Source organism: Deltaproteobacteria bacterium (genome assembly GCA_016874755.1).
Taxonomy (GTDB): domain Bacteria; phylum Desulfobacterota; class Binatia; order UBA9968; family UBA9968; genus DP-20.
The window spans coordinates 39,481-62,448 of sequence record VGTH01000027.1; the positions used below are offsets into that span (position 1 = coordinate 39,481).

Below are 22,968 nucleotides of genomic sequence, written 5' to 3' on the forward strand. Positions count from 1 at the left end.
CACGGAGACATGGAGGGCACGGAGTTCGGAAGGAAGGATGAACCCAGCGCGGTGCAACCCCAACTGACCGGATAAGAGATTTAACCGCAAAAAGCGCAAAAGACACAAAACTCGGAGGGGAAATTTTCACCACGAAGACACCAAGATCACGAAGGTAAAGAGAAGACAATCAATAAGTCTTCTCCGAACTTCGTGTCCTTCGTGCGCTTCGTGGTGAGACTAGAGTTTTTCTCCGCAACAAAGTTTGCGCAAGCTGCGCAAATCCTCAAACCATAGCAGCACGTTTTGTAGTTTGTAGGGTGCGCCGTGCGCACCATTCGTGGCTACTCCCCTCGCCCGCCGCGCACGATCAAGACCGGATCGTCGCCGTGGCGCACGACTTTCTCTGTCACGCTGCCGAGCAGCCAGCGTTTGACGCCGGTATAGCCATGGGTCGACATGGCGACCAGCGCGTGGGTTTCGTTGTGCGCAAAGTTAATGATCTCGTCCGCGGCCGTGCCTTCCATGGTCCGTATGGCAACCGTGCGGACGCCCTCTTTTACCAGCCGCACTTCTTGGTGTTTCAGATAGGCGGCTGCCTCATCGTGCGACTCCTTACGCAGCTCGTCATAGTCCGGCAGATACACTTCGCTGCCCGCGTACATGGCACCGGGCATCTGAAAGGCGCGAATCAATGTGACCTCTAGGTCGAGCGCTTGTGCCCAGCTCGAAACCGTCGGCAGAATCTCTTCCGCCAGGGCCGAACCATCCAGCGGCACCACGATGGAATTGATAATCCGCTGCGGTGAAGTCTTCGCGACACCCGCGCGGACCAGAAAGAGCGGATTCGTCGTGCCGCGCAGCACTTTTTCCGCCACGCTGCCGAGCAGCCAGCGCTGCGCGCCGGAGCGGCCATGGGTCGCCATGGCGACCAGCGTGTTGCGATCTTTAGCCGCGGCCTCAAGAATCGCCTCTGCCGCATGACCGCGAAGGACGCGACATTGGCTTGAGATGCGGGCAAAGCGCTTGGCGATATTTTCCAGATAGGCAGCGCTGTTTTTCGCCTCGGCCGCAACCACCGCGTCGGCACGGTGCGTTTTGTCCGCCGCCAGGTGGCTTGTCATGGCGCCGACATCGGCCACAGACAAAAATTCAACCGCTGTCCTAAAACCGAGAGCCAGCGCTTCCACGTAGGGCAAAACCGCTTCGGCAGTTGTCGACCCATCCAGGGGAACCAAAATCTTCGTGTACATGATCGCCTCCCGAATTTTTCCGCGCTGATTTTGTCCTAACCGAGGCCGCGCCGCTACACAATAGCCAAAGATTTTTTGTCACGGCGCCGCCAAATTTTCGTTGACGGATTTTTCAGCCGAGTGGGAACTCGGCAATGACAAGGAGATATCCATCGCGAAACGGTTTCGGCTGCATCCCATTGCTTTGCTGTTCGTTGGATTGGCCCTGGGCATCACTCATGAGACCTGTCGCGCGGCCCAGCCCGACAGCGTGACCATCGGCAATTCGTCTTTCTCAGAAGACTACGTGCCGCTCTGGCTCGGCGTCGAGGGGCGCCTCGCGGTGCAATGACGAAATAAGCCGTTTTGTTATCCTGAGCGTAGAGAAGGATCTGCTTTTTTCACGCACTGGCATTAAGCGGATTCTTCGGCACCGCCTCATCAGAATGACGATTCTGATACAGTCTCTCACTAGAACGGAAAAAGTTTCACTCGCTGCCCGGCGCGCAGTTGTTCGACCGGGTAGTGGGTGCCGCGCCAGTCGATGCCATCGTCGCGGATGCACTTGTAGGCGGCGCGGATCATCATGCACGTAAACAGCAGCACGCCTATCGGAAACAACAACGCACTCAGCATATCCGCTGGGCTTTCACTGTAGAGAAGAGCAAAAATCCAATGCAGACCAATAGCGAGCAGGGCCGGGGTCAGCACAAGCAGCGATCCTAAAATCATGCCCGCTGCCAGCGCCATCGGCGGCACCAGCAGCAGGGTCCAAATCGCCAAGACCTGCAGCGCCACCAACCATCCGCGGTAGCCGGAACCGGGGCCAAAAAGATTTTTTTCCAAGCCCTTGAACATCGCCGGCAAGGACTCGTACCAATTGACGCGCAGTTCGTCGAGAGCAAACGCCAAGCGCGTTACAGCGCCCGCTTGTTTGATCATCAAACCTAAACCCACATCGTCACCCGGCTCGAGTCGCAGCCACTCAAAACCGGCCGTGCGGTGAAACGCTTCGGCTTTGACCAGATTAAAAGCGCCGATGCCGACGAACGCCCGTCGGCTCGAACGATTGACGCGGCTCGCATGGGTCGCCAGAACAAACAACAAGCCGAACGCGCGCGCGGCAACATTGAGCCAAAAACCGTGCAGCACCATCCGCGGCACTAGCGCGAGATGATCGGCGCCCTGCCCTACAGCAAAAGCGAGCGCGCGGCGCAGCGTCGCCGGCGCAACATGCACGTCGGCGTCGGTGAATAAAAACCATTCGCCGCGCGCCAATTGGACACCTTGATGCAGCGCGTGAACTTTGCCGAGCCAACCCGCCGGCAGAGAGTGAATGTGCACGGGCCGAATACGCGAGTCGGCCGCAGCCAAGCGATCGACGATTTCGCCTGTCGTGTCCGTCGAGCGGTCGTTGACGAGGATGATTTCGAAGGCCGGATAATCCTGCTGTGACAGTGTCGAGACCGCAGACTCAAGATGCACTGCCTCGTTGCAAGCGGGAATGATGATGCTGAGAAACGGCCAGCTCTCCGGCGCTGCGACGTTTTGCTTGCCAAGCGCCGGCACGTAGAGCGGCAGCAGCATGAGCCGCGCGAAAGCGAGCGTCCATAAGCTGCAAAGTAAGATGAGAAAGATTTGCAGTTCGGCAATCATTCGCCCAAGGACTTAATGTGATCAACCCATTCCGATTCCCTCGCCCTCCGGGAGAGGGTGAGGGTGAGGGCGCTATGTGGCAACAAACCTGCTTACAGGCGCCCTCATCCCAACCTTCTCCCAGAGGGAGAAGGAGTAGAACACCAAGCGGCTATTGCTGCCCTGACTCTCGCTGCGGTTGAAGTTCCACTTACTCTTTTCTCGTCGGAAACGCCGGTGGAATAATGTCTTCCACTTTCCGTCCCGCCCAATCGCGCGCCGACCAGGCGTCCCAGGCGCGGTTCGCGCCGGCCTGCGCCTGGGCGAAAAGCTCGGCGTCGTTGACGCGCGTCGACTTGCCGCCTTCAATCACTACTTCACCATCGACGATCACGGTCTCGACGTCGGCGCCGCTGCCATACTCCAGCAGCGCGTTGATCGGATCGCGCACCGGACCATAGCGAGTCGTGCGCAGGTCGATGATAACGAGATCGGCTTTGGCGCCGGGCGCCAGCCGGCCGAGGTCGCTGCGACCCAGCGCGGTTGCGCCGCCAATGGTCGCTGCGTTGAAAACATCCGCGGCGCGCGCCACCGCCGCCCGGCGATCGACGAGGCGTGAAATCAAAGAGGCGTAGCGCATCTCAGAAACGATATCGAGCGGATAGGTATCTGTCCCCAACCCAATTCTTACGCCGGCCTGCAGATAGCGATCGAAGGATTCCATGGCGAAGGCCATCTTGGCGCACTTATGCGGGCAGTGTCCGACGGTCGCCCCGGTCTCGGCGAGGATTTTCATTTCGTTGCCGAGCGGGTAGTCGACCCGCGAGTGGCCGCCGGTGATCGCCATGTGCCCCAGCGTCGTGCGCGGACCGAGAATGCCGACGTCCGCGAGAAACTCGGCCACCGGCTTGCGATGGCGATTTAAAATTTCCAAGAACTCACGAAAATTGCCGCCGGCGTGAATGTGCAGCGGCACGTCCAACTCTTTCGCCGCCGCGACACTTTCTCGCAGCAACGACGGCTCGCAGGTCTCGGCCTGCGCCGGATTGAGAATGCCCTGCAGCCGGCCGTTATGCGCGCCATGAAACTTCTTAATGAAGTCCACCGCGACCTTCAATCCTGGGCGTCCCTTATCAGCGCGCTCTTCGTAATAATGCCGTCCCTCGGCGTCGGTAAAAATGTCGTGGCTGCGAAACGGTGGACTAAAAAACACCCGCCCGCCGAGTTGACCGACGATGGCGACGTAGTCGTCCAGTGCTCCCGGGCCGCCGCCGGGATCGAGCACCGTCGTCGCGCCATTGCGCAGCGCGCTGTAAAGCGCATACTTGCGGCCCATGGCGACCGCCGGCGCCGCCGGTGGCTCGACTTTATCTTTTAGCGGCGCGCCAAAGACAAACCAGTTGGCGGCCAGATAATCTTTTTTCGTGACGTCGGTAAGCAGGTAATCGCCGACGTTCAACTGGGAATGCACGTGCAAATTGACGAACCCGGGAGAAACGATCTTTCCGGCGGCGTCGATCACCCGATCCGCCGCCGGCTTGTCGGTGCCGACGGATTTGATCGAGTTGCCGTCGATCAATACCGAACCGTCGGGAATAATCTCATGGCCCGTGCCGGACCAACCGACCACCGTGCCGCCATCGATGCGAATGCTCATGAGTGAAGCCCTTCTTAGTAAATGATGTTCAGCATAGTTAGCATGGCCGCCGGGCGAAAAAAAAGGGCGGGTTTGAAACCCGCCCCAGCCACGTTGCCACCGGAATGCCCTGCGGCGTTTGCGGTAAAGTTGACGCCGAGTCTCCTAGCGCGCGCCTAACTCTTTCAATGCTTCGCGCAGGTAGCTCTGATCGACATATTTTGCCGCGTTTGGCGCCGCACCCTTGGCTTGCGACTGCTCCCAATAAATTTGCGTGACGTTTTGCAAACCTTCGACGTTGAGATCGCCGTCCGGGTGCCACATCTTGGTCGACGTGTAGAATTCCCAACCGCGCCGGGCGTGCTCGCGCTTGAGGTTCATTTCTTTGGCGAGATAATCCACTGACGCATCCTTGTTTTGATAGATCCAACGCATGGTCTGCGCCATGGCGCGCATCACACGCACCAACACGGGCCGGTTCTTTTCGGCCCAGGAGCGTGGCACCGATAACGATGCCAATTGATAGTTGGGAATGACATCGACAAAGCGACCGATCTCGTTGAAGCCCTGCTCTTCCGCGGCGTAGTTCACCGGCAGCGACAGCGCCGCTGCGTCGATGGAGCCCGCCACCAGCGCTGCATAGGTTTGCGGCGTACCGCCGATGACGAGCAGCTTGTAGTCACGCGGGTATTCGAGCCCTTTGATTTTTAGAACCTGCCGCAGCGCAAACGTCACCCCGGAAGTCAGGCTAATGGCGCCGAAGGTCGCACCGCGCAGATCGCCGTAGGTCTTGAATCGCTTAGCCGCCATGATCGACTGGGTTAGCCCGTTGATCAGGCCGCCGACAATCACCAGATCGAGCCCCTTTTCGATGGCCGCAACCGGAGCGTCCGACGAGCTGCCAGCGATCTCCAACGACCCACCAGCAAGCGCCTGAATCCCAACATCGGAAGCGCGAATCACCACCAGATCGACGTCGAGCCCCTGCTTGGCGAAAAACCCCATGCGCGACGCGATCCACAACGGCCCGTAGCCAAGCGTCTTGGTCGCCGAGCTGATGCGCAGCTTGGCGCGCTCTTGGGCGCGGCCGGCAGTGCTGGTGCAAACGACAAAAGCAATGACCAGGAAGAAAATGGTTTTAGGCATGGTGAGCTCCTTGGGAGAAAGGCCACAAACAGATCATACCCCGTGAATGACCCGGAACTTTTGTAACTGTCTCTGCCAAAACAAAAAAGGGCGCGATAAATCGCGCCCCTAGATCCGGATTTTTCTTTGCGTTCTTTGCGGTTAAATTATCCGATTCGGAATCTCTTTTGCGCCTTTTGCGCTTCTTGCGGTTAATTCTCCGACTCCGATTTTCTATTTTGCGTCTTTTGCGTTTTTTGCGGCCATTCTTAGGTCAGCACTTCCTCTTGCTGCCACTTCTCAATGGTCGCTTTGTCGTAGCCTAGCAGCTCCGTCAGGATCTGCTCGTTGTCGGCGCCGAAGCGCGCCGGTAGCTTGAGCGGCTCTTCCTCCATGCCTTTGAACTTGAAGCCGGCGCGAGAGATCTCGAACGGACCGATGAGAGATTCTTTGAACGGCGAAAAAAAGTCCCGATGGCGCAGCTGCGGATCCTGCAGCAAATCGGCGCCGGTTTGCACCATACTCCCCGGCACGCCGGCGCTTTGGCACTTGTTCATGATCTCTTCTGAGGGTCGCGCCTCAGTCCACTCTCTAACAATCGCATCCAGCTCGGCGCGGTGCTGCACCCGCGCCTGCAGCGTCGCGAAGCGCGGGTCGCTCAATAGCTCGGCGCGGCCAATGACGCGGCAGAAATTTTTCCATTCCTCCTCGGTCCTAACCGAGATCACACACCAGCGATCCTCGCCCTGGCAGCGATAGACGCCGTGCGGCGCGGCCAGCGCGTAGTGATTGCCCTTGGGCTTGGGATCGTCGCCGTTAACGGACGTTTCGAGATATGTCGTCCCCAACACCGCCGCCGTGCCTTCGATCTGCGCCAGATCGATGGTCACGCCCTTCCCCGTGCGCCGGCTGTTCAAGAGCGCTGCCATCAGCATGGTCGGCCCCAAGACGAAACCGAGATGATCGGGATAAACGCCTTGCGATCCAATCGGTCGGTCTTGCTCCGGATGATTCCAAAGATAGGTGATGCCGGAGAACGCCGTGAGATTGAAACCCCAAGTGCCGTAGCTGCTCTTCGGCCCCTCGGTGCCGAAGCCGGGCAGCTTGACGATAACCAGTTTCGGATTCACTTTGCGCAAATCGTCATCGCCCAGGCCCAACTTGTCCAACACCCGCGGGCGAAAATTCTGCAGCACCGCATCCGCTTTGCCGGCTAGCTCGCGGATCAATTTGGCACCGGTCGGATGCTTCAAGTTGATCGCCAGCGAGCGCACACCCAAGTTGCACTCGATAAAACGCGGCGCCTCGTCGATATCCTTGTGCTGGCCGTAGTGGCGAAAGGTATCGAGCCCGCCCTTCTTCGACTCGATCTTGATCACCTCCGCGCCATAGTTGGCCAACAACCGGCCAGCGTAGGGCCCGGCGTAGCCGGTGGTGAATGCCAGGACTCGGATGCCTTTTAGGATGTTGTTTGCTGCTTCCATGGTCACTACGTTCCCGATTCCAGATTACAAATTAGATTATAGATTCTCCGCAGCCAATTTGGAATTTGGAATCTGTAATCTGGAATCCTTACTATATAATTCGCTCCGCCGTGAGTGCTGGCAGGTCCCTGGGATCAACCCCTAATTCGCCGCAAAGAATTTCCTGATTGTGTTGTCCCGTCAGCGGCGCCGGCGCCGGGGCGTTGCGCTTGCCGTCCATGGTAAAAAAACCGCCGGGCGCCGCGAACGTGCCGAGAACCGGGTGCGTCACGTTGCTGAAAAAGCCACGCGCTTGGATGTGCGGGTCTTTCATAAAATCGGACGGCGAGTTCACCGGCAGGCCGGGGATGCCGTGCTTCTGCATCAGCTCGGCCAGGTCTTCTTTGGTGTAGCGCATGGTGAACGAGGTCACCTGGGCGTTGATGTAGTCGGCCTCTTTGCGTCGCGTGTTGCTGTTGATCCACTTTGGATCGTCGAGATCGGCGTCGTGGTTGTCCCAGACCTTGAGCAAGAGCGGCCAATGGGTCTGCGTGACGAACAGCGCGATCCAGCCGTTTTTGCACTGAAATAAGTTCGCCGGGGCGTTGTGCTGGTGCTGGCTGCCGGCGCGCTTCATGACGCGCTTTTCTGCGGCGTAATTAAACGCGACATGCTCGTGCAGCGCCATGCTCGCCTGCACTGACGCATCGATCCACGCGCCGATGCCGCGCTGCTCGCGCTGCCACAGCGCCAGCATGGTCGCGTAACACGCAAACAAACTGGCATAGTAGTAGGCTTGGGTCTCCGGCGGATTGCACGGCGTCATCTTCGGGTCGCCGCTGATATAAAGCAGCGAGCCCATGGCATTGCCGATGATGTCCGGCGCTTTGTATTTCGCGTACGGCCCGTCCTGCCCGAAGCCGGTCAGCGAAATAAGAATCAAATTGTTCTTCTTTCTCAGCAGCTCGTCGTAGCCAAGACTATTGGCCGCAAGATGACCGGGCTCAAAGGTCTCCAGCACGATGTCGGACTTCCCAACCAAATCCAGAAATATTTTGCGCCCGCTCTCTTTGGTGATATCGAGCGTGACGCTTTTCTTGCCGCCATTAAGATAGTTAAAGCGCAGGCTGCCCTCGCGATGGGCATGTCCCTTGGCAAACGGCGGCTCCAAGCGGCCGGCATCGCCCTCGGGCGGCTCGATCTTGATGACGTCCATGCCAAGGTCGCGCAGCACCTTGCCGCAAAACGATCCCATGGAGGAGCTTAGGTCGAGGACGCGGTAGCCGGATAGTAACGAGAACTTTTCGGTGGTGATGCTCATTGCAGCTTCGACTCAATTGGAAATGGAAAGTTGAAAATTGAAAACTATCGAAGTACGGAACTCATTTCCGATTCTTTCATCTTCAATTTTCCATTTTCAATTACTATTTGTGATTGCGAATGATGTGCTCCGCCAGCCGCCAGCGCAGCACCTCCGGGGTGCCCTCGGTGATGCGGATGCTGCGCACTTGGCGGTACCACCATTCGAGCGGCAGCTCGCGCATCAAACCCAAACCACCGTGGACTTGGATCGAGCGGTCGACCACGCGGCCCGCCATCTCGGCGCACTGAATCTTCGTCATGTAAGATAGCTGGCGGATGTCTTCGCCGCGGTCGTGGCGCCAGGCGCATTCGTAGACCATCAAGCGGCAGGCGTGCAGCTCCATGGTCGAGTCGGCGATCATGAACTGGATCGCCTGGCGATTGGCGAGCGGCTGGCCGAAGGTCGTGCGCACTTTGGAATATTCGATCATCATGTCCAACGCACGCGAGGCGATACCGCAGGGGCGCGCGCCGTGGCCGCGCACCCGGCCTTCTTCGATCCATTTCTGCGCGATGGAAAAGCCCTGCCCTTCGGCGCCGATGCGATCAGCCTCCGCCACACGGACATTCTCAAAATGAATCTGCCCCGGCGTGTCGCCCATCATCGTCGGCCATAATTTTTCCAGCGTCACCCCCGGCGCTTTCATACTGACCATGAAGCAACTCACGCCGCCGCGCGCCCCTTTGGCCGGGTCGGTGACAGCGATGACCTGCGCGTAGTCGGCGTTCTTCGCGCCGGTGATAAATCTCTTGGTGCCGTTGAGAATGTAGTGATCGCCATTTTTGACGGCGCGAGTCTTCATCCCCGCTGGATCGCTGCCCGCGTCCGGCTCGGTCTGGGCGAAGCAAATTTTGATTTTGCCCTCGATCACCGGCAGCAGAAAACGCTTTTTCTGCTCGTCGTTGGCGTTGAACAAGACCGGCCGGACTTCCGGCCCGAAGATCGGCGCGTAGCGGAAAGGAATCGCAATCGTCCGTGCGACCTCTTCCATGATCACGCAGCGGCTCAACAGATCGAGCCCGGCGCCGCCGTATTCCTGCGGCACGTCGAGCAGCCACAAGCCGATCGCCTTGGCCTTTTCCTGCAGAGGCTTGATGAACTGCTCCGGCATATCCTCCCCTTCGGGACGACATTCGCGCTCGAGCGGGATCAGCTCGCGATCGACGAATTTGCGGACGGTATCTTTGAGAACTTGCAGTTCTTCGGGGAGATTGAAATCCACGCTACACCATTTTGGATTTTGGATTTCCGATTTTGGATTACCGGATCAACGCCCGACCACAGTTGCTTCCAAAGTTCTTACATTATCAGCTTCATTCGCCCTCACCCTAACCCTCTCCCAGAGGGAGAGGGCAGGGATAAGGAGGGAAAATGAATTACGACGTTGAACGTTTGAACCGTTGAACGGCGCGGCAAAGCCGCGCTATTTCGCCCGGTTGTACTCGCCCAAACCCGGACGATAGGTCTTCTTGTCGAGGAACTGTTCCATGCCGGTCTCACGGCCCTTTTCCGGGTCGGTGAGGCGCAGTGCCGTGCCCTTGGCGCTCATGTACTCTTCGGCCTGGCCGTAGTCCATCGTGCGGCAGTACTTGTAAACTTCTTTGGCCGCGCGCAGCACTGCCGGGTTTTTCTTTTTCAGCTTATCAGCCAGCTCGAGAGTTTTCGCGCGCAGCTGGTCTTTCGGAACGGCAAAGTTGACGAGCTTGATTTCCGCAGCGCGTTTGCCGTCGAACGGATCGCCGGTCATGATGTACCACATGGCGTCGCGATAGCACATGGCGTCGGCCAACACGCGGCTCACCAAACCGCCAGGGAAAATACCCCAGTTGATTTCGCTCAGGCCGAAGGTCGCGTCCTCGGCGGCGATGGCAAAGTCGCAGGCGATGAGCGGCGTAAACGCGCCGCCAAAGCAGAAGCCGTTGACCATGGCGATGGTCGGCTTCGGGAACCAGAACAGCCGGCGCCAGCGCCATTCCTGTGACGCCCAGCTCGCTTTGCGCCGCTCCAACGGATTGTTGTCGGTGCCGCGGAAATATTCGCGCAAGTCCTGCCCGGCGCACCAGCTCGGCCCCGCACCGGTGATGATCAGCACTTGCGTTTCTTTGTCCACTTCCAGCTCGGTGATCGCTTCGAGCATGTCGTAGTGGAGTTGCGGGTTCATGGCGTTTCGTTTCTCTGGGCGATTCAAGATACACCAGCTAACGCCATCCTCTTTTTCGACGCGGACGGTCTTATATTCTTTCCACAGGGTTGCAGCCACGGTTCGTACCTCCTAAGTAAATTTACTCCCTACTTATTCGAGCGCTCGTCAGTCTGTCAAGCGATTCATTTTATTTGGTATAGAGCGTCTTGACGAACCCTGTCTGCTCAATCTCTTTCAGCAAACTGTCGTCGTAGAACTGCTTCGGATCGGCGCCTTTGGCCTTGGGATTGTCCTTTTCGATAAAGCCGAGCACGGTCTCGACGCCGCGGTGCGACGTGTAGGGAATCTGTTCGTAATATTTGTCGGCCACGAGATCGACCGCGCGCTGCAGGTTTTTCTCCCGGGCCGCACCGATGCGCAGTTTCTTTTTGACGATCTCGATGCTCTCTTTGCGGTTTTGTTTGACGAACGCGACGCCTTCCAAATAGCCCTTCAGGAAGCGCGTGACTTTGTCACGGTTGTTTTTCACGTAGCTCCGCGTCGAGCCGATCATCGTGTGCAGGTAATAAATGTCCGTATCAGCCATGTCGAGCAGAATTTTGTAGCCACGGTCTTCGGCGACAAACATTGATGGAATCGTCAGCACCGCCGCGTCGATGCCCTTCTTATCGAGGCTCACCAGCATGTCGGGTGAAGAACCGACCTGCAGGACGGTCACGTCGGCGGGGTTCATCTTCCAGCGCTGCAGCATCATCTGCAAAACGACATGCGAAACCGCGCCGATGCGGGTTACGCCGACGCGTTTGCCCTTGAGGTCCGCCGGCGTCTTGATCTCTGGAATAGTCATGATGCGCTGCAAGCCTTTGTTCACCACACCCGCCAGCATCACCGCCTCACCGCCGCGCAGACCCGCCGCCGCCAGCAGGTCGCCTGCAGAGCTAATCATCTGCACATCGTTGGATAACAGCGCGGCGATGCCGACGGTCCCGCCCTGCCCGGTGACAATCACTTCCACGTCCAAGTTTTGCTTGCGAAAGAAACCTCGCTCGGCCGCGACCCACGTCGCCGTATGCAGCGCGCTCACCGAGCTAAGCCCCATGCTAATCTTGTCCTGTGCAGAGGCCGAAGTTGCGGTGCAGGCCAACAATCCAAGAACCAAAATGGTTTTCAAGCTAGTCATCGTTCAACTCTCCTAATGCATGAGTTAAAGCTTCCAAGTCCTTCGCCCCTGAGACTGTGTCGCAATGCGAATTTCTCGTTGTTGTCACTCTTTCGACGCTTTTTCATTGTCGCGCGAACTATTGCCTACTGCCTGTTGCCTATTGCCTTAGCTTCAATTCAGAAAGCGCCTGTCTAAGATAACTCTGATCGATATACTTCGCCGGCGGCGCCAGCGGCTCTTTCTGATTGTTAATTTCGCCGACGATCTTGATCATCGTGCGCACGCCGTCCAGGGATAGCTCGGCGTTGCGGTCCCAGACTTTTTTGACGCTGTAGTCCCAGGCAGCGCGGCAGCCATCCAGTGTCATCGCCATCTCTTTCGATAATAGAGCGCAGGTCGGCTCACGGTTTTCGAACATCCAGCGATGGGTCTGGGCGATCGCCTTCATAAAGCGCACCACCAGCGGGCGATTCTTCTCGGCCCAGGAGCGCTTGACCGTGTACGGATTCAAAAAATAGTTGGGAATGTCATCGGCGAAGTAGCCAATGATATTGAAACCCTGTTGCTTGGCCGTCATGTCGAGCGGCACGCTGACCGGCGTCGCGGCGATCTGGCCGCTTTGCAGCGCGATCCAACGATCCGACACACCGCCGACGTGGAGTATCTGATAATCGCGCGGATACTCCAGCCCATGCGCGCGCAGCACCAAACGCAAAGCGAAACCGGTGCCACTCGTGATTGTCTGCGAACCGATCACTTTGCCGCGCAAATCGTCCCACGTCTTGTATGGCTTGGCAGCGACCAAGCTCATGCTCAAATTGTTGAGCAGGCTGCCGATCATGGCGAAGTCGAGCCCCTTGTCGACACCGGTTATAACAGCGTCGGTGCCGGCGTTGGCAACGTAAATCGATTCCGTCGCCAGCGCCTGCAGCGTGATCGGCGTGCCGCGCATGACGACGATCTGGCCCTCGATGCCCTCTTTCTCGAAGAAGCCCATCTTCTGCGCCACCCAGAGGGGTCCGTAGCTGAACGTCTTGGAAGAAGCGCCGATGGGAAAGCGAACTTTTTCTTGCGCGGAAGCTAAAGCAGTTGACGCAGCAATCACAACGACAAAAATCAGCGCTGCATGCGCCCTTACCCTAAGAGTCAGTGCCGCAATTGTCATTCTGAGCCGGAGGCGAAGAATCTGCTTCGTGCGCCTGCGCCAAAAAGCAGATCCTTCGCGAGCGCTCAGGATGACAAAACCGACAATTCTTCGCATTACGCGACCGTCTCTATTCTTCATCGGCAATTTGAAAGCACCCGCGGGCACGATAAATCGCGCCCCTACTATTGCCTGTTGCCTATTGCCTTATTCCCTTGATCACACACAACGTATTACGCCCCGTCCACATGGGCAAAAACACCGAATGGCGATGCTTGCCGCCGATGACGATCACCATGATGTCCTCGGGCTTGCTTGATAGATGGACGACACCGTCAGGGGTCATGTTGATCGACTCGCGCATCAGCTCTTCGTCGGACTTGTGGCCTTTGCGGCGCGCCGGTATTTCCGAGAACTTAAGCGACGCGTGCTCGTAGAGATAATCTTTGACTTGTTTTTTGGTAATGCCGTCGCGCGCCATGATCTCGGCGTCTTCGATGCCGAGCGCTATCAGCGGCGTGCCGCCGCCGAAGCTGCCGACGTCGAGATGGCTCACACCGTGATGCATTCTGATCACTTCCGCCAATGACGACAATGCCTGCTCGCCGGTGTTGCCGGCGGTGTGAATCGGCAAGAAACCGTTGATGCCGAAAACCGTCACCGCACTTTCTTCGGCCTTGAAGCCGAACTCGACATGGTACGGCTCCCACGGACTTTTTTCCTGATTCTCGCCGAAGCACATGGTGTACTTTCCCGGCCAGCCGAAGGTCGAGCGATCGGTGTCGCCGGGATAGCCGCCGCCGACGGTGATGAGGATCAAACGAATCGCCCGGCCAATTGTCGCGTTGGAGCGAAAGCCGGGACCGAACACACCCGAGTCGCAATTGACGTTCAACTGCTTGCGGATCGGCCCGTTAAGCAGCAGCGCTGGGCCAACATAGCCCGTAGTCGCCTGCACGCCGTAAAGATTGAAGCGCGGCTCGCAGATCGCTTCGACGGCAGCGATGACGACCGGAAGATACTCCGGCGCACAGCCCGCCATCACGGCGTTGATGGCAATCTTCTCCACCGAGCAAGGCGCCCACTTGGGCGGAATCGGGCCGATCACTTCCGCCGCATCGCGCGTCGTGCCGGCGAGCATGCGCTCGACCCGCTCCCGCGTCGGCGGCACGATTGGCAAACCGTCGCTTAGCTTTTCGTTCAGAAACCAATCGTTGACAGCTTCCCAGCTATCTTCGACTTCGATGACATTTGAGGTGAGGTTCATGGAAAATCAAACTCCAGATATTCGAGAGTTAGAACAGATGAAAATAGCGCGCTTAGAACTCCGTTGACTGCTCCTTCCCCCGCCTCGGGGGAAGGTTGGGATAGGGCCACACGCTTCGAGACGGCCCCCACTCTAACGCTCCCCCGAAACGGGGTAGAGAACTTTCATGCTTCGTGGGCGAGCGTAAGCACATTCCCCTTGCGTTACCCGCGCGCTTTCAGCGCCGCCCACACCTTTTCCGACGTTACCGGCAGATCGGTGATGCGCACGCCGCAGGCGTCGGCGACGGCGTTGGCCACCGCAGCCGCCGTCGGCGTGTTCGCTACTTCGCCGATGGCCAAACTATTATAGGGTCCAGGGCCGCCGGGCACGATCTCCGCTACGTGCGTCTTCAACGGCGGAATGTCCGTGATGTTGGGAATCTTGAACTCGCCCATGTTGGTGGTTGTGATGCGCGGGCCATCGAAATTGATCTCTTCGGTCAGCGCGTAGCCCAGACCGAACACCACACCGCCGTCGATCTGCCCCTGGTGCATCAGGGGATTGATGACTTTGCCTGTAGTATGCGCCGAGACCATGTTGCGCAGCGTGACTTTGCCGGTCTCCGGGTCAACGTGCACTTCGCAGATCTGCGCCGAGACGGACGCATCGTGCGACTTTTCCGCGCTCTTGTAGTAGCCCAGCTCGTGAATCGGCGAACCTTTAAATTTTATTACCTGAGCAAAACTCATCTTGCGTTTGGATTTCTTGTGCGCGACGCTGCCGCGGTCGAGCTCCAGCTCTTTGGCGTCCACTTCCAAAGACTGCGCCGCATATTTGAATAATTCCTCGCGCGCTTTCTTGCCGCCTTCGTAGGCCGCGTTGCCGTACACGCGCGTCGCCCGGCTGCCGCCGACGCCGCCGTCGCTCGGCACCACCGTGCTGTCGGTTTGGATCAGTTCGATTTCCGCGGCGGGGATGCCAAGCTCTTCGCCGACACACTCGACGATGACGGTCAACACGCCGGCACCCTGATCGACCACGGGCGAAGAAATTTTCACCTTGCCCGATTCGTCGATGGTTACAAAAATGCTGCCTTCGCCGCCGCTCGGGCTCCACTCGGAAAATGCCAAACCGCGGCCGATGTTTTTGCCCTTGGGTCTACGATAGCCGGCGAGATCGATGGCTTTGTCCAACGCTTCGTTGCCGCGGATGTGCGAGATGTGGCCGCCGATGGGTGTCGAGTCGCCGTCCTTCATTAGGTTTTTGCGCTTGAAATCCACCGGATCCATGCCGAGCTTGCGCGCGACGATGTCCATCTGGCTCTCGTTGGCGAAAAAGCCCTGCGGGTCGCCCGGCGCGCGCATGTGACCGCAAGGGATCTTATTCGTATAAACCATGCGCTCTTCGATCAAACAGTTGTTGATTTTGTACGGGCCGGCGCAGGTCGACGCGCCGATCAAATAACCCGCCGGCTTCATCGACGCATAGGCACCGCTGTCGAAGAGAAAGTCCATGTGATGCGCCGTGATCACGCCGTTTTTCTTAACGCCCGTCCGAACTTTTATGATCGACGCGTGACGCGGATTGCCGGCGGTCAATTCTTCGGTGTAGTCCATCACCATCTTCACCGGTGCGCCCGCCTTCTTCGACAAAAAGTAAGCCAGCGCCACGTCCATGAAGCCGCCCTTGCCGCCGAAGTCGCCGCCGATGTGCATCGGATGAAAAACCAACTTTTCCTTGGCGATGCCGATGCAGTTAGACAATTGGCCGCGCACCGCATACGGCGTCTTGCTGCACGACCAGATATCGGCGCTGCCGTCAGGCCGCGCGTTGGCGACACAGGCGTGCGGCTCTAAATAAGTCTGATGCGTCACTTGCGTCGTAAAAGTATTTTCGACGATCAGATCGGCTTCGCGAAAGCCGGCCTCGATATCGCCCTTGCCCCATTTGAGATAGGCAAACACGTTGCCCAACTTCTCCACCGGCACCGGTAGACCTCGATAGGAAAGCAGATCGGGATGCAAAATCATCGAGCCGTCTTTGGCGGCTTCCTCGGGGTCGAGCAGCGGTTCCATCTCTTCATACTCGACCTCGATCAATTCCAGCGCGGCTTCGGCCTGCTGCTTGGTCGCCGCGGCGACCGCCGCGACCTTCTCACCGATGAACCGCACTTGGCCATCGGCCAACACCGGCGTGTCGTAGATGCACCGTCCAATGCGCAGGCCAGGCACCTCTGAACCGACCAACACCGCCTTCACCCCTGGCGCGCGCTCGGCTTTGCTGGTGTCGATGCGCTTGATCTTGCCATACGCCACCGGACTGCGCAGACAACGCCCCCACAGCGTCGCCGGCAATTTCAAATCGGCGCTGTATTGCGCCTTGCCCGTTACCTTCAGCTCACCTTCCACCCGAGGCGTCGGCTTGCCCACTACCTGCGTCATTTAGATTCCTCCGTTATGAATGATGAAAGCCCCGCGTGCAGCGCTGCCGCACGCGACAGCCATTTCTAAAACGGAACCTGGCGCTTGTCCAGGGCTTATGGATGGGTAAACGCTGACAAGATGCGCGCCGAATGCGGTGCGCCGGGTTAGGAGTCAGGATACAGGTCCGGCGGTGATGAGAAAAATCTCCCCTGCCGTCATGGCAATCGACAGCGTGAACTCATCACTCCTCGTGCGTCCACGACTGTCATTCTGAGACCAAGTCGAAGAATCTGCCGATTGCGCCAGCCGAACAAGCAGATGCTTCGCTGCGCGCGGAGTCCAGCTATCAACACTGTCTCCGCTGAGACGCCAACAACAAAGCGGACAGCGCTATTTGCGCAGCGCTTTCCAGCTCTGCCCGCTGCTGGTTTTACCTTCGATGCTGTTGCCGTTCACACGGCCCGTGTAGGTGGTCGCACCGATGGCAAAGCTGATCTGCTCGCCGTTTATGCGGCCGTTGCTGATGCCGGTGGACTGATTCCCTGCTTTCAAATCGCCGGACAACATCTGATAGCTCTGCTTGAGCGTCAGCTCGCCCTGCGGCAGCTGCCATGTGCCGGCGACTTTGGCCGGCACGATCCATAGGAGCGCGGTTCACCAGGTCATGCAGTCGTCGCTCAGGATCGCGTGCTCGTCCGACGACCACTCGCCCATGGTGAAGGAATTGGAAACCACCCGCGTGCCTGGCTTTAGGTCGAGAATCTTCGGCCGCAGCTTGAGATTGATTTCGGGCAGCAAGAACAACGTAATCACCGAGGCCTTTGACAGGTCGGTTTCGAAGAGGTCGGCTTTCTCGAAGGTCGCGCGGTCGCTCACCCCCTCTTTGACGGCGTTGCGCTTGGACAGCTCGACCATGTCGGCGTTGTATTCGATGCCGTGGGCGCGAATGCCGCGTTTGGCCGCGGTGATCACGGTGCGGCCATCGCCGGAGCCCAGGTCCATGACGAAATCGCCCGGTGCCGCCTTGGCCATATTGAGCATCCTATCGACCAGCTCCTGCGGCGTCGGCACCCAGATAACATCTTTGCCGGCCTGGCCGACGCGCGGTTGATAATCCTTGGGCGCGTCGGTTTGCGCGGCAGCAGTCGAGGCCAACGCAAAAACAACCAAGACGAAAAACATACCGCGGGCACTGTAACAATTTACCATGAGATCTCTTCCCAATTTTCCACGAAAATTTTTAATGGGCAGACACAGGAGTCCGCACCTACATCGCTACTTCGCGCGCGTCGCCTTCCAGGGAATCGGGCCTTCAATGGTATTGCCGCTGACACGCCCACGATACGTCGTGCCGCCGGCGGTGAAAGAAATCTGCTCGCCATTCATCTTGCCGTCGGTGATTTGCACCACGCGATCGCCGGTTTTCAGCGAGCCGGTGAGCATCTGGAAGCTCTGCTTGAGCGTCAACTCGCCCTGCGGCAGCTGCCAGGTCCCTTCCACTTTCGCCGGCACGATCCACAGATAGGCCGTGCAATACGAAGCGCAGCCCTCGGTCACCTTCTGAGTGTCCTCGGCGGTCCATTCGCCCATGGTGAAGGAATTGGAAACGATGCGCGTGCCGGGCTTCAAGTCGAGAATCTTCGGCCGCAAGCGCAAATTGATATCCGGCAGCAAGAACATGGTAATCACCTGCGCCTGGGAGAAATCGCTCTCGAACAAATCGGCTTTGATAAAGCTCGCCTTGTCGCTCACGCCCTCTTTGGCGGCGTTGCGTTTCGACAGCTCGACCATGTCGGGGTTGTATTCGATGCCCAGCGCTTTGGAGCCGCGCTTGGCCGCCGTGATGACGGTGCGGCCATCGCCGGAGCCAAGATCGATGACGTAATCTTTCGGCGTCACCTTGGCCATGTCGAGCATCTTCTCGACCAAAGCCTGCGGCGTCGGCACCCAGATGACGTCTTTGCCCTCTTGGCCGACCTGCGGCTGGTACTCCGCCGCCGGCACGACAGCAGCAAACAACAACAGCGCGAGCAGGCTCACGCCCATTCCGAACCGCTTGTACGACGAAAGTTTCATAGCTGTCTCCTATATTTATTAAGAATTGATTGCCCGCGAGATTTGCACGGAAGCCCACCTTTGTCCATAGCTACAAGCCGCCCAATCTTTGCAACTCTTGGGCGCATTGCGCGGCGTGCTGGAAGCGAATCGTGCGCATGCCGAGTTGCGCCGCGGCCGCCACGTTGGCCTCGACGTCGTCGATGAAAATAGTCTCGTTCGCCGGCAGCCCATGCGCGCCCAACAGATGCTCATAGATCGCCGCTTCCGGTTTGATCAGGTTCAAGCGGCAGGAGATCACCGCGCCGTCGAAGAGTCGAAAGAAACCATGGGTGCGCTCGATGTAATCGATGGATGCGAAGTGCATGTTCGACAAACAGAATAACCTTCGACCCTGGCTCTTCAAGTGCTCCAACAAAGCGACGGTCTCGGCGATCGGCGTAAGCGACGCCGGCACACCGTCGAGAAATTGGGCAATCTCGCGCGCCGGCAAGCCCGTGCGCGCGCTGGCGCGCGCCACCGCATCGCGCGGCGCCAGCGTGCCGCGGTCGAGCGCCTGCCAATCGGCATGGGCAACGAATCCATCGAGCACTTTCTGACGCGCCGCCGGATCGCTGAACGACTCGGCAATAAGCGCCTCTGGCGCCCAGCGCACCAAAACTCCCCCAAGATCGAAAACGATATTCAACGCCATCTCCCAACTGTTCGAAACCGGCACTGTTATTGTTGCGACGCCAAACCGTTCAATGATAAAAAATTCACGAGCCGTTCGCTAACTCAACCGAACAGAATTTCTCTGCAGGAGTTGTTGAAATGCGCCAACGATCCGATTACCCGACATTTGCCGACGAAGAGTTGAACCGCCGCCACAAAGCCGTCTATGGCTTGATGGAACAGGAAGGCGTCGACGCCGTGCTTTTTTACGGCAGCGGCCGCTACGCGTCGGATATCTATTGGCTCTCCGACTGGCCGAGCAGCCGCGAAGCCTACCTGCTGATGCAGCCCGGCAAAGATCCGGTCATCTTGATGCAGCTGTTCAACCACTTCCCCATGGCGCGGGTCATGTCGTGGATCAAAGACGTGCGCTGGGCCGGCGCCAACACCAACCGCAGTGTGATGGAATTGATCGCCGAGCGCGGCCTCGAAGGAAAAAAGATCGGCCTGGTGGGGTCCGTCGGTTTCCAACTTTACAATTCGTTACGTGAAAAATATCCCAACGCCACCTTCGTCGACTTGGGCGGCAGAATGCGCGTGATGCGCACGATCAAGAGCCCGGCGGAGATCGAGCGGATTCGTCTGGCGTCCAAGCTCACCGACGATTCGATCAAAGCGATGGCCGAAGGGCTCAAAGCCGGCCTGCGCGAAGACGAAATCCCGGCGATCATCGAGCCGGTCTATCTCAAACAAGGCGGCTACGCCGGCATTCACTTCATGAGCAGCATGCCGATGCGCAGCCCGGACTTCTGCGTGCCGTCGCAGTTTCATTCTAGTCGGAAATTAGCGCGAGGTGACGCGCTGATCACGGAAATCAGCGGCGCCTACTCTGGCTACAGCGGCCAGATACATCGGACTTTTTCGATCGGCGAAGGACCGACGCCGGAATGGCAAAAGATGCACGACGCCGCGATGGAAGCTTTCGACGTGCTAGCGAAAGTCATCAAAGACGGCGCCACCGTCAGCCAAGCCGAGGAAGCCGCGGAAATCATCCACCAGCGCGGCTACAGCACCTACGACGACCTGGTCCACGGCGTCAATCAATATCCGCCGATCTTTCAAACCAAAACCCGAAAACGCCACGAATCGCGCGACATCACCTTCCGCGAAAACATGGTCATCGTCATCCAACCCAACTTGATGACCAACGACGAGAAGATGGGTTTGCAGTTCGGCGAGACGCTGCTGGTGACAAAGACCGGCTGCGAGTCGTTGAACAAGTATCCGCGGCAGTGGGTGGTGTGCGGCGGCTGAACTCAACCGCGCTGCTATTTTCTGCTTCGTGGTTTTTGCGGCGCATTCGCCGCGTCGGCCTGGATGAAAAGATCTATATCCTTCGTGAAGCGAGGGGCATGGAACATGACCGCATAACCCCCAACGATAAGATATCTAACGCCATGGGCATTGAAGGCGGACAAAAGGTCTTTGTAGTCTGAGTTCATCCGGCTCCATCTCCCAGCCCTTGAGGGCGAAGGCGGTTTTGATCATTTCTTCTACGGCGTCGATTCGTTCATAGGCGGGCCGACTCTGCCAATAGCGATACTCGTCGGCTTTCATCTGGTCGAAGTTGCTATATTTACGGTTCGTCTTGTCCATACAAGGGCTCCGAAGTTCCTGCGAACGATCACCTCACCGCACCAACGATATCGTAATCGTTCCCGCGACGACGCATATCGCCCCGAGCACCGTGCGCAGGGTCAGTTTTTCGATGTCGTGCAAGAACAACCAGGTGCCGAGCGTGATCCACAGCGGGCTTGTGGCGATGATCGGCGAGACCACCACGACTTGGCCGACGCTGAGCGCGGCGATGACTAGGACAATGCCCAACGTTTCGAAAGTTCCTGCCATGAGAAACGGCCCAAGCGCGCGGCGGTCCCATACGGGCTTCTGCTTTTGCCCCGGCATGAGCGTCGCGCTGGCCAACCAGGGCAGCGCGACAATGCCAATAACCGCGGCGAGATAAAGCGGTTCGTTCGCCAAGCCCAAGCTGTAGCGGCGCAGCGGATGGCTGACGCCGGCAAGAAACGCCGCACTGAGCGGATAGGCAAGATACCACCAGCGAAAGTTGGCCGGCCAGTTGCCGCTCTGCCAGGACACCAGGCCAACACCGGTGACAATGAGAATCGTGCCGAGCAAGATCGGCAGCGTCAGCGGCTCACCCAGCAATAGCACCGCCAGCGAGGTGCTAAACAACGGGTGCGCGCCGCGCAGCGTCGTCCCCGCGGCGGCGCCGACATGATGAATGCCGGCATAGGTGAGAAAGCGCAAGACCGGCTGAATCAAACCGCTCACGGCAAACAGAAACAGCACCCACCAGGAAACCTCGGGGATACCGCGAAAAATCAGCAGCGCTACCCAGAGCCCAACGGCGTGGATCGCCACCGACACCAGCGTCACCGTAATCGGTGTTGAATAACGTAGACCGCGCTTGGCGGAAATGCCGGAGATCGCGTAGGACAGCGCGGCGGCAAGAGCGATCAGTTGTGGAGACATAGAACCGTGCTGGTGGATCGTGCTCGTCGCTCGTCTACTGTGCTCGAGATTCGCGCTTGCCCAATATGAAGGCTAGCGCTGTGAGTTGGTCGAATCATCCTATGTCAGCTAGAACAAAGTGGACCTACTTCCACAGGCGCTGGATGAACCCTTCTTTATCCAGCTCCTGAAAGAAGCGGTTGTCGATGAACTGCTCGGGCTTGAGTCCGGCGGCGCGCGGCTCGGTTTCAACCATCTGATCGATGACAGTTTTCAGCGACTCGGGCGATGGCCGGGGAATGCGCGGGATGTTTTGCAAAATATACATGTCGTAGAGCTCGTTGAACATCGACGCGTCGCTGCTGCGCAGATATTTCATCATGATCTTGGTCGCCGGCCCGCGCTGAGTCTTGGCGAAATGCACGCCCTCGACAAAGCCACGGATGAATTTGCGCACGGTGTTTTCGCTGCGCTTGATGAACGACCGCGTCGTGATCACCGACGAAGTCGGAAACTGGATGCCCATTTTTGCGATGTCCGCCAGCTCACGGAAATTTTCTCTGCGCCCAATGATGGCAAGCTCGGCGTTGATCACTCCGGCGTCGATCACCCCGGCGCGCAAGGCGTTGAAAACATCGGTCACACCTCCCATTTGTAGGACGGCGAAATCGCGCTGCCGTTTGACCGGCCACTGTTCCTCAACGTAGCGCAAACCGAAATCTGTGGCGGAGCCAAAGCGCGACACACCGAGCTTTTTGCCCTTGAGCTCTTCGATGCGCTTGATATCGGGACGCGCCATCACGACGAACGTCATGACATTCATCGAGCTGGCGATAACGACCAGATCGCCGCCGGCCAGGTTGGAATTGATCACTGAACCGCCGGTGAAAACCCCGATCGGCACTTCGCCCGACTGCACCACCTGCGCCGCCCGGCCGCCGCCGGCGACGTAGAGCAATTCGACGTCAAGCCCGTGGTTGCGAAAGATGCCGGCTTCGTAGGGAATCCACAACGAAGCCTGCGAACCGCCGATGGCGCTGTAAGTAAGGCGGAGCTTTTCCAGGGGCTGGGCGTCGGCGGCGCCGAACGACGAAAAAACCATGAATACCAGCGACAAGAATAACAACATAAATTCCGCTCATTCGTACGACCCCCGAATGTCATCCTGAGGTC

General features: G+C 58.3%; 20 protein-coding genes and 1 pseudogene. 2 read left to right on the forward strand and 19 right to left on the reverse strand.

What is annotated here, in order from left to right:
• Positions 1-323 precede the first annotated feature (323 nt).
• Positions 324-1,232 carry a universal stress protein gene (locus FJ145_16670; GenBank protein MBM4263051.1) on the reverse strand — a complete coding sequence of 303 codons (909 nt, stop codon included), beginning with the start codon at positions 1,230-1,232 and terminating at the stop codon, positions 324-326.
• A gap of 100 nt (positions 1,233-1,332) precedes the next feature.
• Here FJ145_16670 and FJ145_16675 point away from each other — a divergent pair, with 100 nt between their 5' ends.
• Positions 1,333-1,563 carry a hypothetical protein gene (locus FJ145_16675; GenBank protein ID MBM4263052.1) on the forward strand — a complete coding sequence of 77 codons (231 nt, stop codon included), beginning with the start codon at positions 1,333-1,335 and terminating at the stop codon, positions 1,561-1,563.
• A 119-nt stretch (positions 1,564-1,682) separates the two neighbouring features.
• Here the strand turns inward: FJ145_16675 and FJ145_16680 are convergent, their stop codons facing one another.
• The 14 genes and pseudogenes from FJ145_16680 to FJ145_16745 all read right to left on the reverse strand — a co-directional run bounded on the left by FJ145_16680 (position 1,683) and on the right by FJ145_16745 (position 19,327).
• A complete protein-coding gene (locus FJ145_16680; protein ID MBM4263053.1) occupies positions 1,683-2,867 on the reverse strand; it encodes a glycosyltransferase in 1,185 nt (394 codons plus the stop codon).
• A gap of 190 nt (positions 2,868-3,057) precedes the next feature.
• Positions 3,058-4,503 (reverse strand): amidohydrolase family protein, encoded by a 1,446-nt coding sequence (locus FJ145_16685; protein MBM4263054.1) that lies wholly within the window; start codon positions 4,501-4,503, stop codon positions 3,058-3,060.
• A gap of 144 nt (positions 4,504-4,647) precedes the next feature.
• Positions 4,648-5,628 (reverse strand): ABC transporter substrate-binding protein, encoded by a 981-nt coding sequence (locus FJ145_16690; protein ID MBM4263055.1) that lies wholly within the window; start codon positions 5,626-5,628, stop codon positions 4,648-4,650.
• A gap of 248 nt (positions 5,629-5,876) precedes the next feature.
• Positions 5,877-7,091 carry a CoA transferase gene (locus FJ145_16695; protein MBM4263056.1) on the reverse strand — a complete coding sequence of 405 codons (1,215 nt, stop codon included), beginning with the start codon at positions 7,089-7,091 and terminating at the stop codon, positions 5,877-5,879.
• Positions 7,092-7,182: 91 nt separating this feature from the next.
• Positions 7,183-8,391: a CoA transferase gene (locus FJ145_16700; protein ID MBM4263057.1), complete on the reverse strand. Its 1,209-nt coding sequence runs from the start codon at positions 8,389-8,391 to the stop codon at positions 7,183-7,185.
• A 103-nt stretch (positions 8,392-8,494) separates the two neighbouring features.
• Positions 8,495-9,679, reverse strand: coding sequence for an acyl-CoA dehydrogenase (locus tag FJ145_16705; GenBank protein ID MBM4263058.1), 1,185 nt, complete (start codon positions 9,677-9,679; stop codon positions 8,495-8,497).
• Between the two features lie 177 nt (positions 9,680-9,856).
• Entirely contained in the window at positions 9,857-10,681 is an 825-nt protein-coding gene (locus tag FJ145_16710) for a p-hydroxycinnamoyl CoA hydratase/lyase (protein MBM4263059.1), read from the reverse strand.
• Positions 10,682-10,763: 82 nt separating this feature from the next.
• Complete coding sequence (locus tag FJ145_16715) at positions 10,764-11,756, reverse strand: ABC transporter substrate-binding protein (protein ID MBM4263060.1); 993 nt, start codon at positions 11,754-11,756, stop codon at positions 10,764-10,766.
• Positions 11,757-11,895: 139 nt separating this feature from the next.
• Entirely contained in the window at positions 11,896-13,023 is a 1,128-nt protein-coding gene (locus FJ145_16720) for an ABC transporter substrate-binding protein (GenBank protein ID MBM4263061.1), read from the reverse strand.
• A 58-nt stretch (positions 13,024-13,081) separates the two neighbouring features.
• The gene (locus tag FJ145_16725) at positions 13,082-14,149 is read right to left on the reverse strand and encodes a hypothetical protein (protein MBM4263062.1); all 1,068 of its coding nucleotides are present in this window, start codon (positions 14,147-14,149) and stop codon (positions 13,082-13,084) included.
• Positions 14,150-14,352: 203 nt separating this feature from the next.
• Entirely contained in the window at positions 14,353-16,572 is a 2,220-nt protein-coding gene (locus tag FJ145_16730) for a xanthine dehydrogenase family protein molybdopterin-binding subunit (GenBank protein ID MBM4263063.1), read from the reverse strand.
• 372 nt (positions 16,573-16,944) lie between these two features.
• A pseudogene (locus tag FJ145_16735) lies at positions 16,945-17,763 on the reverse strand (class I SAM-dependent methyltransferase).
• Between the two features lie 66 nt (positions 17,764-17,829).
• Positions 17,830-18,600 carry a class I SAM-dependent methyltransferase gene (locus FJ145_16740; protein ID MBM4263064.1) on the reverse strand — a complete coding sequence of 257 codons (771 nt, stop codon included), beginning with the start codon at positions 18,598-18,600 and terminating at the stop codon, positions 17,830-17,832.
• A 100-nt stretch (positions 18,601-18,700) separates the two neighbouring features.
• Positions 18,701-19,327: an HAD family phosphatase gene (locus tag FJ145_16745; protein MBM4263065.1), complete on the reverse strand. Its 627-nt coding sequence runs from the start codon at positions 19,325-19,327 to the stop codon at positions 18,701-18,703.
• Between the two features lie 95 nt (positions 19,328-19,422).
• Here FJ145_16745 and FJ145_16750 point away from each other — a divergent pair, with 95 nt between their 5' ends.
• A complete protein-coding gene (locus FJ145_16750; GenBank protein ID MBM4263066.1) occupies positions 19,423-20,577 on the forward strand; it encodes an aminopeptidase P family protein in 1,155 nt (384 codons plus the stop codon).
• A 14-nt stretch (positions 20,578-20,591) separates the two neighbouring features.
• On the opposite strand, the gene FJ145_16755 is transcribed toward FJ145_16750, so the two are convergent.
• From FJ145_16755 to FJ145_16770, 4 genes are all read right to left on the reverse strand, one after another.
• Positions 20,592-20,765, reverse strand: a complete 174-nt coding sequence (locus FJ145_16755; protein MBM4263067.1) for a hypothetical protein — start codon at positions 20,763-20,765, stop codon at positions 20,592-20,594.
• Entirely contained in the window at positions 20,713-20,919 is a 207-nt protein-coding gene (locus tag FJ145_16760) for a hypothetical protein (protein MBM4263068.1), read from the reverse strand. The genes FJ145_16755 and FJ145_16760 overlap by 53 nt, the downstream gene beginning before the upstream one ends.
• Before the next feature lie 33 nt (positions 20,920-20,952).
• The gene (locus tag FJ145_16765; protein ID MBM4263069.1) at positions 20,953-21,816 is read right to left on the reverse strand and encodes a DMT family transporter; all 864 of its coding nucleotides are present in this window, start codon (positions 21,814-21,816) and stop codon (positions 20,953-20,955) included.
• Between the two features lie 124 nt (positions 21,817-21,940).
• Positions 21,941-22,924 (reverse strand): ABC transporter substrate-binding protein, encoded by a 984-nt coding sequence (locus FJ145_16770; GenBank protein MBM4263070.1) that lies wholly within the window; start codon positions 22,922-22,924, stop codon positions 21,941-21,943.
• Positions 22,925-22,968 lie beyond the last annotated feature (44 nt).

What these genes read in the sequence shown, in the direction of transcription:
- FJ145_16755 (MBM4263067.1), bottom strand. Translation starts at nt 20,765, where the DNA reads ATGAACTCAGACTACAAAGACCTTTTGTCCGCCTTCAATGCCCATGGC.
- FJ145_16680 (MBM4263053.1), bottom strand. Translation starts at nt 2,867, where the DNA reads ATGATTGCCGAACTGCAAATCTTTCTCATCTTACTTTGCAGCTTATGG.
- FJ145_16730 (MBM4263063.1), bottom strand. Translation starts at nt 16,572, where the DNA reads ATGACGCAGGTAGTGGGCAAGCCGACGCCTCGGGTGGAAGGTGAGCTG.
- FJ145_16750 (MBM4263066.1), top strand. Translation starts at nt 19,423, where the DNA reads ATGCGCCAACGATCCGATTACCCGACATTTGCCGACGAAGAGTTGAAC.
- FJ145_16770 (MBM4263070.1), bottom strand. Translation starts at nt 22,924, where the DNA reads ATGTTGTTATTCTTGTCGCTGGTATTCATGGTTTTTTCGTCGTTCGGC.
- FJ145_16695 (MBM4263056.1), bottom strand. Translation starts at nt 7,091, where the DNA reads ATGGAAGCAGCAAACAACATCCTAAAAGGCATCCGAGTCCTGGCATTC.
- FJ145_16760 (MBM4263068.1), bottom strand. Translation starts at nt 20,919, where the DNA reads ATGGACAAGACGAACCGTAAATATAGCAACTTCGACCAGATGAAAGCC.
- FJ145_16720 (MBM4263061.1), bottom strand. Translation starts at nt 13,023, where the DNA reads ATGAAGAATAGAGACGGTCGCGTAATGCGAAGAATTGTCGGTTTTGTC.
- FJ145_16765 (MBM4263069.1), bottom strand. Translation starts at nt 21,816, where the DNA reads ATGTCTCCACAACTGATCGCTCTTGCCGCCGCGCTGTCCTACGCGATC.
- FJ145_16690 (MBM4263055.1), bottom strand. Translation starts at nt 5,628, where the DNA reads ATGCCTAAAACCATTTTCTTCCTGGTCATTGCTTTTGTCGTTTGCACC.
- FJ145_16740 (MBM4263064.1), bottom strand. Translation starts at nt 18,600, where the DNA reads ATGGGCGTGAGCCTGCTCGCGCTGTTGTTGTTTGCTGCTGTCGTGCCG.
- FJ145_16725 (MBM4263062.1), bottom strand. Translation starts at nt 14,149, where the DNA reads ATGAACCTCACCTCAAATGTCATCGAAGTCGAAGATAGCTGGGAAGCT.
- FJ145_16715 (MBM4263060.1), bottom strand. Translation starts at nt 11,756, where the DNA reads ATGACTAGCTTGAAAACCATTTTGGTTCTTGGATTGTTGGCCTGCACC.
- FJ145_16685 (MBM4263054.1), bottom strand. Translation starts at nt 4,503, where the DNA reads ATGAGCATTCGCATCGATGGCGGCACGGTGGTCGGTTGGTCCGGCACG.
- FJ145_16670 (MBM4263051.1), bottom strand. Translation starts at nt 1,232, where the DNA reads ATGTACACGAAGATTTTGGTTCCCCTGGATGGGTCGACAACTGCCGAA.
- FJ145_16700 (MBM4263057.1), bottom strand. Translation starts at nt 8,391, where the DNA reads ATGAGCATCACCACCGAAAAGTTCTCGTTACTATCCGGCTACCGCGTC.